15 protein-coding genes are annotated in these 18,027 nt (G+C 40.3%); 6 read left to right on the forward strand and 9 right to left on the reverse strand.

Annotated elements, in window-relative coordinates; translation table 11 throughout:
* Position 1 precedes the first annotated feature (1 nt).
* Genes CLV48_RS07550 through mraZ form a run of 8 tightly spaced genes read right to left on the reverse strand, consistent with a single transcriptional unit; the run spans position 2 to position 9,042 of the window.
* The gene (locus tag CLV48_RS07550; RefSeq protein WP_414734315.1) at positions 2-1,171 is read right to left on the reverse strand and encodes an FtsW/RodA/SpoVE family cell cycle protein; all 1,170 of its coding nucleotides are present in this window, start codon (positions 1,169-1,171) and stop codon (positions 2-4) included.
* Positions 1,171-2,523, reverse strand: coding sequence for a UDP-N-acetylmuramoyl-L-alanine--D-glutamate ligase (gene murD / locus CLV48_RS07555; protein ID WP_106566673.1), 1,353 nt, complete (start codon positions 2,521-2,523; stop codon positions 1,171-1,173). Before murD ends, CLV48_RS07550 begins: the two co-directional genes overlap by 1 nt.
* Positions 2,524-3,735 (reverse strand): phospho-N-acetylmuramoyl-pentapeptide-transferase, encoded by a 1,212-nt coding sequence (gene mraY, locus CLV48_RS07560; protein ID WP_106566674.1) that lies wholly within the window; start codon positions 3,733-3,735, stop codon positions 2,524-2,526.
* Between the two features lie 9 nt (positions 3,736-3,744).
* On the reverse strand, positions 3,745-5,202 hold the full coding sequence (locus CLV48_RS07565) for a UDP-N-acetylmuramoyl-L-alanyl-D-glutamate--2,6-diaminopimelate ligase (RefSeq protein WP_106566675.1): 1,458 nt from the start codon (positions 5,200-5,202) through the stop codon (positions 3,745-3,747).
* Positions 5,203-7,311 (reverse strand): penicillin-binding protein, encoded by a 2,109-nt coding sequence (locus CLV48_RS07570; protein ID WP_106566676.1) that lies wholly within the window; start codon positions 7,309-7,311, stop codon positions 5,203-5,205.
* Positions 7,308-7,691, reverse strand: coding sequence for an FtsL-like putative cell division protein (locus CLV48_RS07575; RefSeq protein WP_106566677.1), 384 nt, complete (start codon positions 7,689-7,691; stop codon positions 7,308-7,310). Before CLV48_RS07575 ends, CLV48_RS07570 begins: the two co-directional genes overlap by 4 nt.
* A gap of 1 nt (position 7,692) precedes the next feature.
* Entirely contained in the window at positions 7,693-8,598 is a 906-nt protein-coding gene (rsmH, locus tag CLV48_RS07580) for a 16S rRNA (cytosine(1402)-N(4))-methyltransferase RsmH (RefSeq protein ID WP_106566678.1), read from the reverse strand.
* 3 nt (positions 8,599-8,601) lie between these two features.
* Complete coding sequence (gene mraZ / locus CLV48_RS07585; protein WP_106566679.1) at positions 8,602-9,042, reverse strand: division/cell wall cluster transcriptional repressor MraZ; 441 nt, start codon at positions 9,040-9,042, stop codon at positions 8,602-8,604.
* Positions 9,043-9,510: 468 nt separating this feature from the next.
* Here mraZ and CLV48_RS07595 point away from each other — a divergent pair, with 468 nt between their 5' ends.
* Positions 9,511-10,749 (forward strand): TlpA disulfide reductase family protein, encoded by a 1,239-nt coding sequence (locus tag CLV48_RS07595; RefSeq protein WP_106566681.1) that lies wholly within the window; start codon positions 9,511-9,513, stop codon positions 10,747-10,749.
* Positions 10,750-10,917: 168 nt separating this feature from the next.
* Here CLV48_RS07595 and CLV48_RS07600 read toward each other — a convergent pair whose 3' ends face one another.
* Positions 10,918-11,892 (reverse strand): polyprenyl synthetase family protein, encoded by a 975-nt coding sequence (locus CLV48_RS07600; protein ID WP_106566682.1) that lies wholly within the window; start codon positions 11,890-11,892, stop codon positions 10,918-10,920.
* A 429-nt stretch (positions 11,893-12,321) separates the two neighbouring features.
* On the opposite strand from CLV48_RS07600, the gene CLV48_RS07605 reads away from it, so the two are divergent.
* The 5 genes from CLV48_RS07605 (at position 12,322) to CLV48_RS07625 (ending at position 17,988) form a co-directional block, all read left to right on the forward strand.
* The gene (locus CLV48_RS07605) at positions 12,322-12,510 is read left to right on the forward strand and encodes a hypothetical protein (protein ID WP_146140078.1); all 189 of its coding nucleotides are present in this window, start codon (positions 12,322-12,324) and stop codon (positions 12,508-12,510) included.
* Complete coding sequence (locus CLV48_RS07610; RefSeq protein WP_106566684.1) at positions 12,507-13,664, forward strand: 6-bladed beta-propeller; 1,158 nt, start codon at positions 12,507-12,509, stop codon at positions 13,662-13,664. Before CLV48_RS07605 ends, CLV48_RS07610 begins: the two co-directional genes overlap by 4 nt.
* A 133-nt stretch (positions 13,665-13,797) precedes the next feature.
* Positions 13,798-15,495, forward strand: coding sequence for a 1-acyl-sn-glycerol-3-phosphate acyltransferase (locus tag CLV48_RS07615; RefSeq protein WP_106566685.1), 1,698 nt, complete (start codon positions 13,798-13,800; stop codon positions 15,493-15,495).
* Positions 15,473-16,531 carry an NAD(P)H-dependent glycerol-3-phosphate dehydrogenase gene (locus CLV48_RS07620; RefSeq protein WP_106566686.1) on the forward strand — a complete coding sequence of 353 codons (1,059 nt, stop codon included), beginning with the start codon at positions 15,473-15,475 and terminating at the stop codon, positions 16,529-16,531. Before CLV48_RS07615 ends, CLV48_RS07620 begins: the two co-directional genes overlap by 23 nt.
* 170 nt (positions 16,532-16,701) lie before the next feature.
* Entirely contained in the window at positions 16,702-17,988 is a 1,287-nt protein-coding gene (locus tag CLV48_RS07625; protein ID WP_106566687.1) for an APC family permease, read from the forward strand.
* Positions 17,989-18,027: the final 39 nt, after the last annotated feature.

Genomic DNA, 18,027 nt, shown 5'->3' on the forward strand with positions numbered 1-18,027 from the left:
TTTAGACAGTTTGGAATGCTTTTCTAGGTTTGTTTTCTTCCCCTGATCCTTCCATTGAGTCACTATGATCTCCTCTGGAAACACTCAATATAATTCCTACTGAAAATCCTGTAAATACCAATGAGGTACCCCCCATACTCAGTAATGGCAATGGCAACCCAGTAATCGGTCCCAATCCTACAGCAACCGCCATATTGACCATGGCCTGTAGTACCAGAGCAAAGCTCAAGCCTGCGGATAACAAACCACCAAATGGTTTAGTAGAACTGGCCACTATCCGCATTCCTCTGTAGAGCAGTGCCAAATACAGGAACAATACTGTAGCACCTCCTATCAATCCATATTCCTCAATAATTATGGCATAAATAAAGTCTGAATATGGATGGGGCAAAGTATTACGCTGCTCTGACTTCCCGGGTCCTTTACCGGCAATACCACCCGTCGAAATGGCTATAAAAGACTGCTCAGCCTGAAAAGGAATTTCATCTGTGGCCACGAACTTCTCAATCCTGGAGAAGAAGGTTCCTCCCCTTTGCCCTAGGAAAACTGATGCCGAAAGGAAAACCAGCCCTACCAGAATTACCGCCATGATAAATTTTGCCGGTACCCTTCCTATAAACATCAGCAGCAGGCAAGTAGAGAACAGCAAAAGTGCTGTAGACATGTTAGCAAATCCGATCAACATCGTAATCAGTCCTATCACCACAATCATCGGTAGAAATGCTTTTTTGAAATCGCCGATATTCTTTTGTTTTTTGGCCAATAGACTGGCCAAAGTAGCTATCAAGGCCAACTTTGCTATATCAGATGGCTGGAATGCTTTATTGATTCCTGGGATAGTCAACCATCGGTTAGCATCATTCACTGTCGATCCAAATGCATAGGTAAAGATCAATAATGGTATAGAAATCAAAAGCAGGAATTTACCAATCAGACCATAATATTTATAGGGGATTTTGTGAGCAACCCACATGACTATCAAACCCATAAATACCATCATTGAATGATCAAGAAGGTATTTTTCGGTATTGCCTCCAGTCTTTTTATATGCCAAAGAACCTGTAGCAGAATACACCACTAGGATACTGATGATCGCCAAAAGGATCACTATTCCCCAAATAATCGGGTCGCCTTTCAGGTTTCTGTCAATCCATTGTTTGAACGATGCCATCATACTGCTGATAATTTCAATTGGTTCACTGCATTCTTGAACTGCTCTCCTCTGTCTTCATAATTCTTGAAAAGGTCAAAGCTGGCACATGCTGGTGAGAGCAGTACCACATCACCTTCTTTTCCGAATTCCAATCCCCATCTTACAGCTTCTGCGATATTTTGGGTTTCTCTGATATCTGGAATAATTCCTGAAAATGCCTTTTTGAGTTTATCATTTTCCACTCCCAAACAGATAAGCATTTTAACTTTATCTTTGGCCAATGGGTAAAGGACCGAATAGTCATTTCCTTTATCCACCCCACCTGCGATCCAAATCAATGGCTGTTTATAGCTCTCCAATGCATAATAAGTAGCATCAACATTAGTACCCTTGCTATCATTGACAAAGCTGACTCCTTGAATTTTGGTTACTGGCTCCATACGGTGGGCTGCATTTTGGAAATCTTTTAATCCTTCCTTAATGGCTTTATCATTCACTCCAGCCAACATTGCTCCCAAAACAGCCATCATGCTGTTCAGCATATTATGCTTTCCTTTTAGGATGATTTCATCAGATTGTATTTCCAATTGACTTCCTGCTACCCTTACATCCAGTTTAATCCCATCAAAATATCCACCCTGAGCTTGTATTTCTTTAACAGATACAGGAAATGCGTTTGCCCTCAACTGCTTCAATCCTCGGCCCCTTCCCGTCAATTCATCCTCAGCAAAAAATATTGCTGCTTCATTTGCCTCCATATTTTTAAAAAGAGACATTTTGGACCGGATGTAATTGTCAACCTGGTATTCGTACCTATCCAAATGGTCGGGAGTAATATTGGTCAACATAGCAATAGCTGGTCTGAACTCCACGAATCCGTCGATCTGGAAACTACTTGTCTCAATTACCCACCAATCTTTATCCCCTTCAGTAAGTTGTCCTGCCCAGCTTTGACCTACATTACCTGCGAGGCCAACATTCAACCCTCCTTTTTTAAGGAGATGATAGGTGAGCAATGTAGTAGTGGTCTTACCATTAGTCCCGGTTATCGCAATGACTTTGCCCTTTGAATAGCGGAAAGCAAATTCAAGCTCATCAATCACAGGGATACCTTTCTCAAGAGCTGCCTTGACTATTGGCACTTTATAAGAAATACCCGGGCTTTTGATAATCTCATCAGAATCAAGAATTCTCTCTTCACTGTGCTTTCCTTCCTCGTAGGGAATTCCTGATTTTTCAAGTACTGCTTTTCTGGCAGTACTTATTGCACCCATATCAGATACCCATACCGCATAGCCCATCTGTCTGGCCAGCAAAGCTGCCCCTATCCCGCTTTCTCCTGCTCCCAATATGGATAACTTTTTGCTCATTTATCTCAATTTCAAAGTAGCCAAAGTAATGATTGCCAACAGTATTCCTACAATCCAAAACCTGGTCACTATCTTAGCTTCATGGATATTTTTCTTCTGGTAATGATGGTGTAAGGGAGACATTAAGAATATCCTTCTACCCTCCCCATATTTCTTTTTGGTATATTTGAAATAACTCACCTGCATGATTACCGACAGGTTTTCAATAACAAAAATACCGCACAACACAGGCAGTAATAATTCCTTTCTCAAAGCCAATGAAAGCACAGCAATCACTCCGCCAAGCATTAGACTGCCAGTATCACCCATAAAAACCTGAGCAGGGTAGGCATTGTACCAAAGGAATCCCACACATGCCCCGACAAATGCAGCACAGAAAATCACCAACTCAGCAGAGTTTGGTATGAAAAACACATTCAAATACTGTGAGAAAATGGCATTACCTGAAATGTATGCAAAGATGGCAATGGCCAAGCCAATGATGGCTGAGGTCCCTGCTGCCAACCCATCGATACCATCTGTAATATTTGCTCCATTTGAAATGGCAGTAATGATGAATATCACAAAAAGAATATAGAGCACAGAAGTAAAGTCCTCTCCAAGAAAACCTAAAAAGTTTTCATAATTGAGCTCATTGTTTTTGAGGAATGGAATGGTTGTTTTAGCTACTTTCACATCCTTGTAAGCAGGAGTCTCCACAACTCCTTCTTCTATGGAAATGGGATTGGTAAATTCTCTTACCACCACTCCTTCGTGAAAGTATAAGGTTGCTCCAACGATTATCCCCACAGTTATCTGCCCTACAATTTTGAACCTTCCGGCAAGTCCCTCTTTATTTTTTCTAAATACTTTAATATAATCATCAATGAAGCCGATTCCACCAAGCCATACCGTAGTAATGAGTAAAAGAACGATATACACATTATTGACATTGGCAAAGAGTAGAGTAGGAATAATGATACCGGCAATAATCATCAATCCACCCATTGTAGGTGTACCCTTCTTTTCTGACTGTCCGGCCAATCCTAGGTCCCTAACTGTTTCTCCAATCTGCTTTTTCCTTATCCAGGCAATTATATTTTTCCCAAAAGTGATGGTTATTATCAGAGACAGCAATGCCGCCATACCAGCCCTAAAGGAGATATACCTGAAAACCCCCGTTCCTGGGATATCCATCACTTTGTCTAAATATTCAAAAATCGGATATAACATATCTTAATTCTAATTCAACAGATTGAGCATTTCTTTTACTACTTCTCTATCATCAAAAGGGTATTTTACTCCTTTGATTTCCTGGTAGGTCTCATGGCCTTTGCCGGCGATGAGAATGATATCTCCTTTTTTGGCCAGTATGCCGGCCGTTTTGATTGCTTCCCTTCTGTCTTCGATAATCATGGTCTTTTTGAAATCCACTGGATTAATCCCCGCTTCCATCTCCCTTAGTATGGCCATAGGCTCCTCATCCCTCGGATTGTCAGAAGTCAAGATGACCTTATCACTGTACTGGGTAGAAATTTTTGCCATTATAGGGCGCTTCGTTCTGTCTCTATTTCCTCCGCAACCTACAACTGTAATGACCTGTTCTCCCCCTGTCCTGACTCCCTGAATGGTTTTTAGCACATTTTCAAGTGCATCAGGTGTATGGGCATAATCAACAATCGCAGTGATCCCATGTATTGTAATCCTGTCAAATCTCCCTTGCGCTCCTTTTATTTTGGAAAGTTGCATCAGTACTTCGTCTTCATCCTCTCCTAAGAGAACAGCCGCTCCATATACTGCCAGAAGGTTATAAGCATTAAACTCCCCTATCATCCGAAACCATATCTGCTTGTTGTTGATATCCAACTCCAACCCTTCAATAGTATTGGAAAGCACCCTGGCTTTAAAGTCTGCAGGATATTTAAGGGCAAAGGTCTGTTTGGTGGATTTACAGTTTTGAAGCATCACCAAAGCCCTTTTATCATCTGCATTGACCAGTGCAAAGGCCTCTTTGGGCAGTTCATCGAAAAGTTTCTTTTTGGCTTTGATGTATGCATCAAAGGTCCCATGGTAATCCAAGTGGTCGTGGCTGATATTGGTAAAAACAGCCCCTGACAGATGAAGCCCTGCCATTCTTTCCTGCACAATGGCATGGGAAGAAGCTTCCATAAATGCATGGGTACAACCGGATTCGACCATCTGCTTCAATAGGGATTGAAGCGCTACTGCATCCGGAGTGGTATGGGTAGCAGGAATTACAGTGTCATTGATCTTGTTTTCTACTGTAGAAAGCAAGCCTACATTGTATCCCATCTCCCTGAATAACTGATAAAGAAGTGTGACGGTACTGGTTTTCCCATTGGTGCCAGTCACCGCCACCAGCTTCAACTTCTCAGATGGATTTTCAAAATAATTGGAAGCCATAACCCCCAAGGCTTTGGAAGAGTCTACGACCTGTACATAAGTGATATTTTCCTGAAGCTGCTTAGGTAGCACCTCACAAACAACACTTGTAGCTCCCTTTTCCAAAGCTGTTTCTATATAATCATGTCCATCCACTTGGGTGCCCCTTATGGCGACAAAGACAGCATTTGATTGGACTTTGCGGCTATCAAAGACAATATCCTTAACCCCCACTTCCATATCGCCTATGGTGGATGTCAAAGAAACTTTATACAATATGTCTTTTAATGCCTTCATTTATCCCAAAACCAAATTGATTACATAATTCTGTTGAACTGGTGTCCCTGGGCTAATAGATTGGTTCTTCACTCTACCTTTACCCTGATAGACTACTCTAAGCCCTTTGTTTTCTAATACATATAAAGCATCCCGCAACGGTAGACCACTCACATCAGGTACAGTGGGGTTCTCTGTAGGATTGGACTTCCACTGAATGGATTTTACTTGGGGAACAGATTTCACCCAGTTATCCCCCTGACCATTATAATGGTTGGAAATCCCAAATTTGTTACAGATCATCTGTAACTCGTCTACTTTTCCTGCTTGTATAAAAGGAAACTCATTTATTCCCTGGGCTAAATAAGTTGGTACCGCCGTTTTTTTATTGAGCTTAAGATCCTGAGCATAAATTTTATCAGCAATCTCTTTGAATACCGGTGCAGAAACATCCCCTCCGTAAGCGTTAAAACCTTTGGGGCTGTCAATCACTACAATAGCACTGTATTTAGGCTTATCTGCTGGGAAGTAACCTGCAAATGAGGTGTAGTAACGCTGGGTGTACCTGCCGTCAATCAACTTTTGAGCTGTTCCGGTTTTACCAGCAATTTTGTAATCACCGGAGAAAATATTTTTTGCAGTTCCGTTATTTACTACCCCTTCTAGAAGCTGCTGCAATGCTTTGATGGTTTTATCTGAAGCAATGGATTTTTTAACTACCTCAGTCTGGAATTTTTTCTCTATTGCATTCCCTTTAGCAATGGCCTGTACTATCATGGGCTTTACCATTTTCCCATTATTCGCCACAGCATTATATAGCGTCAAAGTATGTAATGGGGTCAATTTAGACTCATAGCCTATGGACATCCATGGCAAGGTGGTCCCATACCAATATTTTTCCCCTGGTTTTTTGAAATATGGTGCTCCTTCTCCTCGGAGTTGAAATCCAAGAGGTTGGTCAAGTCCCACTTTTTCAACATAGGCCATAAACCTGGAAGGGCTATGTCCAAAATGTTGATCCACCAATTTGGATATGGCTACATTGGATGACTTTTCAAATGCTTCCTGAACAGTAATCTTTCCATATCCACCCTGCTTCACATCCCTCATGGTGCGGTCATAGAATCGGAAAGTACCGTCACCTGTATCCACAATATCATTGAGCCCGATTTTTCCCTCCTCAAGCAATGCCATAATGCTAATTAATTTGAAGGTAGAACCTGGTTCGGTCAAGCCCTGATCTCCAATAGCGAAGTTGTAGTTTTCACCATAACCATAGCTGCTTTTGTTTTTTTGTAGGTTTGCAATTGCTTTGATATGGCCGGTCTCTACTTCCATGACAATCACACAACCAAATTCCGCATCTTTGTTAATTAATTGCCTTAACAAAGCTGATTCAGCCACATCCTGAATATTTACATCCAGGGTGGTAAAAATATCATAACCATCATCAGGCTTTACATCTTCCGCATCAAATACAGGTTTCCAAGATCCCCCTGCGATTCGCTGAAAAAGAGCTCTTCCATTTTTACCCTCAAGGTATTCATTGAAACTGTATTCAATCCCTACTCCATATTTGTCTTCATTAAGAAAACCTACAGTTCTGCTGGCCAGGTTATTGAAAGGGCGATAGCGCTTTTCAACTTTTTCAAAAATGATTCCTCCTCCCATTCTTCCATTTCTGAATATGGGCCATTGAGACATTTTTTGCATATCCTGATAGCCGATCTGCTTCCTATTCAGAATCAGGTATCTTTTGCCAGTAGTCCTGGCTTCTGTTATCATCCGCTTATAGGTATCCGCAGACCTGTCACGATAGTATGAGGAAAGCAAAAATGCCAAGGAATCAATACCTGCCCTGTAAACTTCCTCTTTGGCAACAATAGGATCCATAACAACCCTATAAAAGGGAAGACTTGTAGCCAATAAACTTCCATCCGCAGCATAAATATTGCCACGGGTTGCACTGACTTGCCTGTATTGGAAGTTAATGGATTCAGATTTTGCCTCCCATTTCTCTCCCTCCACAAATTGCAAATGGACAATCTTATAAAAGATTGCCCCAGCGAGCAATGCGACTGCTACAAAAGCAATCCTTACCCTCAGCACTATGGAACGTTTGATATTCACTTTTTGGCTTTAATCTTTACAGGCGGTTCACTGATTTCCACTATTCCCAATGGGGCGATTTTTTTTGCCACCTCTGATTGTTTACTGCTAAGCATATATTCTGCCTCAAGCGTCGTGACATCAGCGCGTAAGTCTTCCACTTCCCGCTGCATCACTTCAATTTTTCTGATAAGGTTTTCGGCCCTGTGGTTACTCCATATATAAATAAGTGCCAGCAAAGCCACATAAAGGAAAGGTGGCACAAACCTCACCGGTATTCCTTCACCCAAAATTCCGGTCACGTTGAGTTTTTCCTCAATCAGGGTAAAGATGTTTTTACTACTTCCTCTCTTAGAAGAAGTACCCTGCTGCATCTTTTTCCTAAATGTGTTTTCCCTCATCTTACAGTTTTTTCGCTATTCTCAATTTGGCGCTTCGCGCTCTATTGTTTTCTTTTATTTCATCAGCTTCAGCTGTGACCGCCTTTCTTGTTACCGGCTCCAATGGTCTTATTAGGTTACCATAAAAGTCTTTTTCAACTTCTCCCTGGAACTTGCCCTTGTTGATAAAATTCTTGACCAACCTATCTTCCAAGGAGTGATAACTCATGATGACCAATCTTCCGCCGGGCTTTAGGACTTCAACTGCCTGGAGGAGCATTTCTTCTAATGCCCCCAATTCATCATTGACCTCAATCCTCAAAGCCTGAAATACCTGCGCGAAATACTTGAACTCTTTACCTCTCGGTGCAAACTTTTGGAGTAGCCTTTTGAAACTTTCCGTAGTGGTAAATGGCTGAAGCGCCCTTTCTGCTACTACGGCCTGAGCAAGGGTTTTGGCATTTTTAATTTCCCCATAGATCCCAAATATTTTGTGCAGGCGACTTTCCTCGTAGGTATTGAGGACGTCCTTGGCAGAAAGCCCTCCGGATTGACTCATCCGCATATCCAGCTCACCTTCAAATCTTGTAGAAAAACCCCTTTGGGGTTCATCAATCTGATGGGAAGAAATTCCCAGATCAGCCAAAATCCCATCGACTTGTGCCACTCCGTACAGCCTTAGGTATTTTTTAAAATCCCTGAAGTTAGCCTGAACAAAAGTGAATCTGGGATCATCCGGCACATTGGCCTCTGCATCCACATCTTGATCAAATCCATAAAGGTGTCCTTCATTCAACTTCTTTAGGATTTCTTTCGAATGCCCACCCCCACCAAAAGTGAGGTCGACATAGACACCTTTAGGGTCAATAGCCAGTCCTTCAATGCAAGGGCCAAGCATCACTGGAATATGGTAGTTATGAACTGTCATGGGCTATGAAAGGTATTTATCCATCAACTTGGACAGTTCTGCCTGATCGGCCACAATATTTTGACGGTATTTTTCAGGACTCCATATTTCAACAAAGCCACCGACACCGATGATAATCGCATCTTTGTCGATTCCTGCCCATGTCATAAAAGTTTTGGGAATCAAAAAACGTCCTGCATTATCCAGCTCCACCTCAGTCATGCTCTCAAAAAAGCTTCGTTTGATAAGCCTTTGAACCGGGTCGCGGTCCGAAAGCGAATTGACCTGATGTAAAAGTTTTTTAAACTCAACCTGGGTGTACAACGCAAGACAGCCATCGTCTCCTTGACGGAGAATGAGCTCGTTGCCATTGGAGTCCGGAATTGCCGCCTTAATCTTGGCAGGCAAAGCCAGACGCCCTTTGGCATCTACCTTACATTCATACCGACTGTTGAACATTCCCATGGGCTTATCTTGAGTTTGCTTTAAATACAAAAGTAAGAAAAGGTTTCACACGATCCACCACTTTTTCCCACTTTTCTCCACTTTTTTATAAAACTATCCAAAAGTTTGAATTTTCACAACATTTTTGAAAAAAAATCACATAATTTTTACTTGAAATTCAGCAGGTTGTATCTGGTTTAGACAATCAATAAAAACACCGATTTTTTGAAAAAAATAGCATTTTTGAACAAAATTCAAATTTGAACTGAGCTCACAAATGGAGTTTGAGCAAAAATATGGAAGAAAGTGGGAGAAAATCCCAAGAAAAATGAATCCCCCTTCAAAAAACCAGTTAACTGCAACCTATAAGTTAGCTGTTTATGATTTTTTTTACCCATTTAAAAAAATTATAAAGGAGAATTCATTTTACCCTACCATATTTGTAGAGATTTACTTCAAATATAGATTCAGACAATACAAGATCAAGCTATGATACAGCAAAAAATAAGATTGTTCCTATTTATTACCTTCACCCAGATTCTATTTTCTTGCAGTGAAAAGCAGAATTCTACATTTGACTTTCATGGCCAATATAGGGCGGCAGTAGAAATCACTTCTAATCAGGTGCCCTTTTTTCTTAATCTGAAAAAAAGTGGCGAAAAATGGACAGCTGAGATTCTGAATGGAGAAGAAGTTTTAAATTACAATGAGGTATATGTGGAAGGTGATTCTATTAGGATTGTCATGGGAATATTCGATGCTGAGATCAAAGCAAAAATCACTGAGCAGGGCAAACTTCAGGGAGTATTTGTAAAGAATTTCTCCACGGGTTACAGCATTCCTTTTTTAGCTGAAAAAGGGGATTTTCCCCGCTTCCCTACCCAAAAAACAGCGGAGTTTGATTTCAGTGGAAAATGGAAAACTGATTTCGAAGATAGCAATGGAAAAACCTATGAAGCTATAGCGCTCTTTGAACAGGAAGGAAGTAAATTGACCGGAACATTTCTGACAAAACTTGGAGATTATAGGTTTTTGGAAGGAAATGTGGAAGGAAATACCTTTTACCTGAGTGCATTTGATGGCAGCCATGTTTATTATTTTCAAGGGAGCCTTTCAGAAGATGGTACCATAAATGGTAAATTTCGAAGCGGCCCCAAATACCAGGAAACTTTTAGGGCAGAAAGAAATGAATCTTTCGAGCTGCCTGATGCCTATTCTATGAATTACCTTAAGGAGGGCTTCGATAAATTCACCTTTGCTTTTCCTGATGTAGACGGAAAAATAGTCTCATTGGAAGATGACGCTTTCAAAGACAAAGTGGTATTGGTCCAACTTTTTGGAACCTGGTGTCCAAACTGCATGGACGAAACCAAGTTTTTGGCAGAATGGTACAAAAAAAACAAATCCAGAGGTGTAGAGATTATTGCCTTGGCGTTTGAGAGTAAGCCAGATTTTGATTATGCCAGCGGACGGGTAAGAAAAACCAAAGAACGCATGGGGGCAGAGTACACCTTTCTGATTGCAGGAGAAAGTAATAAGGAAAAAGCATCAGAAGCCCTGCCAGCTTTAAATCAGGTAATTGCTTTTCCTACATTAATCTATTTGGACAGATCAGGACAAGTTAGAAAAATCCATACCGGCTTCAGTGGTCCGGGAACAGGTGAATATTACCAGCGATGGGTGGATGAGCATGAAACATTCGTCAATGAACTCCTTTCACAGCGTTAAATAAAATGCTCATTTCAAAAAAAGTCCGGACCTGATGTGATCAGGTCCGGACTTTTTTACCAGGTAACCATAGAAATATAAAATTTCCGTAAGGTTCAAAAGGATTGCATTTCTATTAAGCAAGCTCCAATCTCATGCTTTATGATTTAGGATTGCCAAGCCTGTGATTTACTTCTTCCGCTGTATGGTATATCTTACCAAGTCTTCCAAAGATTGTTTGTATACCGAATCAGGATAATCTTTCAACAAAAGCAATGCCTCCTCAAAAAACCGATTCATCACTTCTGTCGCATAATCCAATCCTCCTGATTTTTTGACAAATGCTATAACCTCATTGACGGCTTTTTTGTCCTCGTTTTTATTTCTAATCAGATAAATAATTTTTCTTTTTTCCAGCCAGGATGCATTATTCAAGGCAAATATCAAAGGCAAGGTCATTTTCTTTTCCTTGATATCTATTCCAAGCGGTTTTCCGATTTCATCCTCTCCATAATCAAAAAGATCATCCTTGATCTGAAAAGCCATTCCTACCTTCTCTCCAAAGACCCTCATTTTTTCGATCAATTCTTGGCTTGCTCCGGATGTGGCAGCACCTACTGCGCAGCAGGAGGCAATCAGGCTGGCTGTTTTTTGTCGGATGATGGTATAGTAAACATCCTCAGTAATATCCAACTTCCTTGCTTTGGCAATCTGCAGCAATTCCCCCTCAGACATTTCCCTAACGGCATTGGAAACAATCTTAAGCAGATCAAAATCATTGTTGTCCACACTGAGCAACAAACCCCTTGAGAGCAAATAGTCCCCAACCAGTACTGCTATTTTATTTTTCCAAAGCGCATTAACTGAAAAAAAGCCTCTCCTGTAATTGGCATCATCCACCACATCATCATGAACAAGAGTAGCAGTATGCAATAGTTCAATTAAAGCTGCCCCCCTGTAAGTGGCCTCTGTGATTCCTCCACTTACACCAGCCGTCAGAAATACAAACATAGGCCGCATCTGCTTCCCTTTTCTCCTGACAATATAATTGGTAATATGATCGAGAAGCTTGACCTTACTTTTCATAAAGTCACGGAATTTCTTCTCGAATTCCTCCATCTCAGTCTGGATCGGAGCTTGTATCTGTTTGAGGTCAGGCTTCATAAAACAATTGTGCTGCAATAATACGATGGATTCACAGTAGGACAAAACCCCTGTTACAATAAATAACCAAAAAAAGGATGGCAGCCATTATTTTGAGCTATATAGGAGTATTTTGAGTCTTTTTCAATTAAATATGATTACCTCACAAAAATCACTCGAATTTTCTTTGAACAAACTAATAAGGTATCGTAGTGAACTGACTATTAATTTTTATTACTAAAAATTTGTGAATAATAATAATAATAATAATAATATTGTACATGCTTTCAAGTGAAAGGAAACTTTGGCCGGAGTTTTTTTTCTATTACTAAATTATCAAAGAAATGAAAAATTTAAGAATGATTCTAATTGTTTTAGGAATGATGTTCCTATTCCCTTATTCCTCTCAAACCTTTGCCTTCGGAGGTGAAGGTGATGCAGTTCAAGGATATGAAAAAGAGGAGCATGAATGCCCTGATTCAGGGTTGGAAACTCATCGATGTAGATGGAACGATGCCGCCTCATGCGATGTCTCCGGACAAATCCCCTGTTAATTTGGTAGAAAAGCTACTTCCACTTGGGAGTAGCTTTCCTCTTTTCAAAAACCAATCTTTATTAGAAAATTATTGTTTTTCATGAAACGTTTATTTATTCTACTAGTTCTTATTGCATGTTTCAGTTGTAGCCAAAAGGAAATGCAAAAGGAAGGTAAAAAGGTCATCAAAGTTTCGTTGGACAATTCTACCCGGGGGAAATTTTCCGACAAGTTTGAATCGATTGAGTATATTTTGCTCAATGCACCCGATAGCACCCCCTTGGTCGGTGCATATAATTTTCACTTCACCGATGATCTTATTTATGTCAGGGATATGGATCTTAACAATGTGATGGTGTTTGACCAAAAAGGCAACCTTAAAAAAGTGATTGGTTCAAGAGGTGAAGGTCCCGGAGAGTTTATCCAAATTGATGAATTTCAGGTGACTGATAATCAACTTTACGTCCAGGACACTTATTTATACAAAAACCTGATATATGATCTGGATGGAAATTTTATCTCCGAAGCAAGGAATGAACTCAACAATGTATCTTTTTACCACCACAAAGACTATTCTTTGTACTTCTTGGGATACTACCCTGACAACGGTAAATATGGATTTTTAAGAAAAGACAACCAAGATGGGAATGTGCAGGGCTTTTATGAAATCCCCGATGAAATTATGGGATTGGGCAGGTTTGCTTCTGCCAATGGATTTATTCAGGACACCTACAATGATAGGCTTTACATTAGTCTGCCCTATATCCCGGAAGTCCTTCAATGGGACAAGGCAACTGGAATAATCACCAATCACCTGGTTTTTGATTTTGGAAAATACAATATGACTCCCAAAGAGAAAGAATTGACTGGTTCAAAAAAACAAGAGGTTCTTTTTAGAGATAATTTGGTTGAGAAGGTTAAATTATTTGTCCCATTCCAAAATGGATATTTTGCTCATTTAAGACAAGGAGAATCAACCGACCATTTTATTTTTCTTGATAAGGAGTTTAGCATTATTTACCAGGCTTATGATCTCCAAAATGACCTTGACGGCATAAGTTTCAAATTCCCTTGGACTTTTACCCACGACAGTATTGTTTTTCTTATCAGATCCAGTAGATTTTACAATTCCTATTTGGAGGAGTATTCCGGAAAAAAAATAGAAGTTAAAAAGGATAGCGTACATGATTTTTTTCAGCAATTCAAACATGAACTAAAAGAGGATAAATGGGTTTTAGCCAAGTTAAAACTAAAATAACTTCATTCATCCCTTTACTAATATTAAGTTTAATAATGATGTTTTATGGATGCCACAATTTTCTACATTTAATAAAAAACAACCTTAAACCCAATTTTTTCTATCTTTGTTTTTTATGTAACCTGGAAAACTCTTGGCAGAAAATTATATCAAGCATAAATATGATCCGATTCTTCCAAAGAAGGATGAATGGCCTGTTGTCAAACTGAGCAAAAGCAGAAAGGACTTTATCAAAAGGGTAGCTGAAGCCAGCAAGAGATCTGTTCTGCAAATCACAGGGGACAATATAGACCTGTTGAAAGAAGAGTTGGAAACAACACTTTACAGGGAAAAACTAAGGATAAAGCAAAATCCTTGGGATGTGGATCCCGATGATGAAAAGGATTTTTGGAGAAAAGTAAAATCCAGTCTTGTTCAGATAAGTGCTGACACCAATACCACCAAAACCCAAAAAAAGAAAAAATACCTTGAGATCTTGGATGATATTACCATGCGCTATTCTGAGGAAATAGCGAGTAACTTTATCCATTCCCATTATAAAGTTACCCGGAGGATAGTCACATTTGGCTTTGCACGTCTTTTGAATGCTGCCAGGGTAAAAGGATTCAGGTCAATATTCAGCAATCAGTATACCCTACAGGATAAAATCCAGATTGTAGGAGAAACAGATCAAATCAGGGAATTGGCTTCAAAAGGTACCATAGTGATGGTTCCTACTCATTTTTCCAATCTGGACAGTATTCTGATAGGTTGGGTAATTTCAGTATTGGGTTTGCCTCCCTTTATATATGGTGCAGGCCTAAACCTATTCAATATCGGAATCTTCGCCTATTTCATGAATGCTTTGGGTGCCTATAAAGTGGACAGGAGGAAGAAGAACCTTCTTTATCTGGAGACACTAAAAACCTATTCTTCTGAAGCCATTCAAGCTGGGGTACATAGCCTTTTCTTTCCTGGTGGAACTCGCTCAAGGAGTGGAATGATCGAAAAGAAACTGAAACTGGGTTTATTAAGCACTGCAGTGGAAGCGCAAAGGGCCAACTATCAGAAAACAAAAAATGAAATGGGGGGGAAAGTATTCATTGTTCCTGTGACCATCAATTACCATTTTGTTTTGGAAGCCCCAAGCTTGATCCAGGAATACCTTTCAATGACTGGCCAGGAGCGGTATTACAAAGAAAGGGATGAGTTTTCTACCTCTTATAAAATTTCAAAATTCCTGGTCAAATTCTTTACAAAAGGTTCTGACATATCGGTCACTATCGGTAAAGCCATGGATGTCATGGGCAATTATGTGGACAATGCAGGAAACAGTTTTGACAGGCATGGCAGAAAAATAAATACCAGAGATTATTTCATTTCCAACGGTATAGTCACAGTGGATACCCAAAGAGAGGAAGAATACACCCATCACCTGGGTAGAAGAATAGTGGAAGAATTCCATTTGAACAACAGGGTATTCAGCTCCCACCTGGTGGCCTTTACAGCTTTCCAAATGATCAAGAGAGGAAATAAAAAGCTTGATCTGTACAACTTATTGAGACTGCCTGAAGAAGATATCTTTATTGTATATGTCGAATTTAAAGAAGCATGCCAGAGGGTATTGGATAAAATTTTTGATCTCGAAGCCGAGGGTAGGCTTCAGGTCGCCCCGCATTTACGGCAGGACATAGACAGCATTATCAGCCATGGCTTGGACAATGTCGGTATGTATCATGCCAAAAGACCATTAATCAAAAACAAAAATGGCAACATTGAAACCCAGGATTTATCGGTTTTATATTTTTACCACAACAGATTGATAGGATATGACCTCGAAAAACTCTTCTAAAGAAAAATCCATTGGGGTAGTGGGCATGGGGAGTTTTGGGACTGCCATTGCCAATATTTTGGCGGAGAAGAGCAATGTGATAGCCTTCGCCAGAAGGGCTGAAGTAGTAGATGAAATCAACCAAAAACATGAGGTTGATGGACTGCCTATTCACCCAGGAATTATAGGGACTATCGATCCTGAGTTTCTGTGCAGATCTTGTGACACCATTTTTTTCATGATTCCTTCTGCAGCATTTCAGGAAGTTATCCGTTCGTTTTCACCTTACCTTTATCCATATCACCTGGTTATTCACGGAACTAAAGGACTATGCCTAGACCTTCCTGAAGGACAAAAATTAGAGGACTTGGGTAAAATCACCCGTGAAAATATACTGACCATGAGTGAGGTAATTCTCAAAGAGACTGTTGCTATACGGGTGGGATGCTTGGCAGGGCCTAATTTGGCCAGGGAATTATACGAAGGTCAGCCAGCTGCAACAGTTGTTGCTAGTAAATATAACGAGGTAATATTGGAAGGTCAGAGGTTACTGAGAACAGACAAATTCCAGGTATATGGCAACTCCGATATAGTTGGTGTTGAATTGAGCGGTGTATTGAAAAACATCATTGCAATAGCAGCCGGAGCCTTAGCTGGAATGGGATTAGGAGAAAATGCAAAAGGGCTATTGATTTCCAGAGGTATGGTTGAGTTGGTTTATTTAGGAAACGCACTAGGAGGGAGTGTCAAATCATTTATCGGATTAGCAGGCATAGGTGACCTTGTAGCCACCTGTAATTCAACCTTATCCAGAAATTACACTGTGGGATACCGTCTTGCTAAGGGAGAAAAACTGGAGGATATTCAGGCTACCATGGAAGAAGTGGCAGAAGGTATCAACACTATCCGTCTAATGAAGGCATTTGTTGAAGGCACCGGAATGAGGGCTCCCATCACAGAAAACCTGTACAAGGTATTATTTGAGGACTTGAAAATAGAAGAAGCCCTACAATATCTGATGAAATACCCCTTCAATGTTGATGTGGATTTTCTTTAATAGAGAATTATTCTTCAGGTTATGGAAGTTTTGTAAATTTTAGAGTCATCCGAAAAAATAATGAAATACTTACCAAGTGTTTAGCACCATTTAGATAATTGCAGCTTTTCTATTCGGGGATAATAAATAACTTATAGGCGATATCAAATTATTATCCTTCATACTACCCTATGCTTAAACGCGGTATCCAGAAATGGGATCTGGTATTTTTGATCATCAACTCTGTTATAGGGGCTGGTATTTTTGCCCTGCCCGCCAAAGTATTCGCCCTTTCTGGAATTTATTCAATTCTGGCCTTTTTGGCTTGTGCATTGGTCATGATGGTGCTGATCTTGGTTTTTGCAGAAGTAAGTTCCAGGTTTGAACAGACAGGAGGACCTTATCTGTATACCCTTAAAGCTTTTGGACCCATTCCCGCATTTGTAATAGGATGGCTCCTGATGCTCACCCGCCTATTTAGCTATGCCACTTTGATCAACCTGTTGGTGCTTTACCTTTCCTTCTTCTCAGATGTTTTCAATCAAACAGAAGTCCGGATAGGAATGATTCTATTCATCACTGGCCTGATTACCTATGTCAATTGGATAGGTGTCAAAAACACAGCAAGGATCAGCAATATTCTTACCGTGGCCAAACTCTTTCCCTTGGCGGTTTTTATTGTAGTTGGTTTGTTTTTTATCGATTTTGACCTGATTGAACCAGGACCATTACCCAGTTGGGAGGATTTCTCAGCCTCTACCCTCTTGTTGATTTTTGCTTTTGGAGGGTTTGAAGCAGGCTTGGTCAATAGTGGGGAAATTGTGGAGCCTAAAAAAAATCTGCCTTTTGGACTGATCACGGCAGCGGCCATCATAGCGGGATTTTATATCATGATCCAAATTGTTTCTATCGGTACTTTACCGGATCTGGCCAACTCCGATAAGCCTTTAGCCGATGCTGCCACTAGCTTTATGGGTTGGTATGGGGGAATGTTTATCACCATTGGAGCGGTGATTTCCATCATGGGAACCTTAAATGTACAGATATTGAGTGGCTCAAGGTTGCCTTTTGCTTTGAGCCTGGAAAATCAATTGCCCAAGTTTTTCGGCAAAGTCCATACGCGATTCGCCACCCCTTTTGTATCTCTTGCCTTTTTTGCATCCTTGGTGGCTTTTGTAGCTATCATGTGGGGCTTTATGAGTTCCTTGGCCGTATCCGTGATTTCGCGCTTGATTCTTTATGGGATGGTTTCCGCAGCATTGATAAAACTCCGGAAAACCCAACCAGAAGGCAATCATTTCAAAATCCCATATGGTAATTATTTGGCCATCACGGGAATTTTAGCTACAATCTGGTTATTGTCCGGAAGTAAGGCTGAAGAAATCTGGGATACTTTGATCTGGACAGGTTTGGGTTTGGGGATTTTCGCCATTCATAGGATTTTTTCTAAATACAAAAGTCGGCTTGAAGAAAATTAGATAGGTTTTTATTAGCTTTAGGTTAAACCTATTGAAAAC

It is taken from the genome of Cecembia rubra, from assembly GCF_003014575.1.
Lineage (GTDB): Bacteria > Bacteroidota > Bacteroidia > Cytophagales > Cyclobacteriaceae > Cecembia_A > Cecembia_A rubra.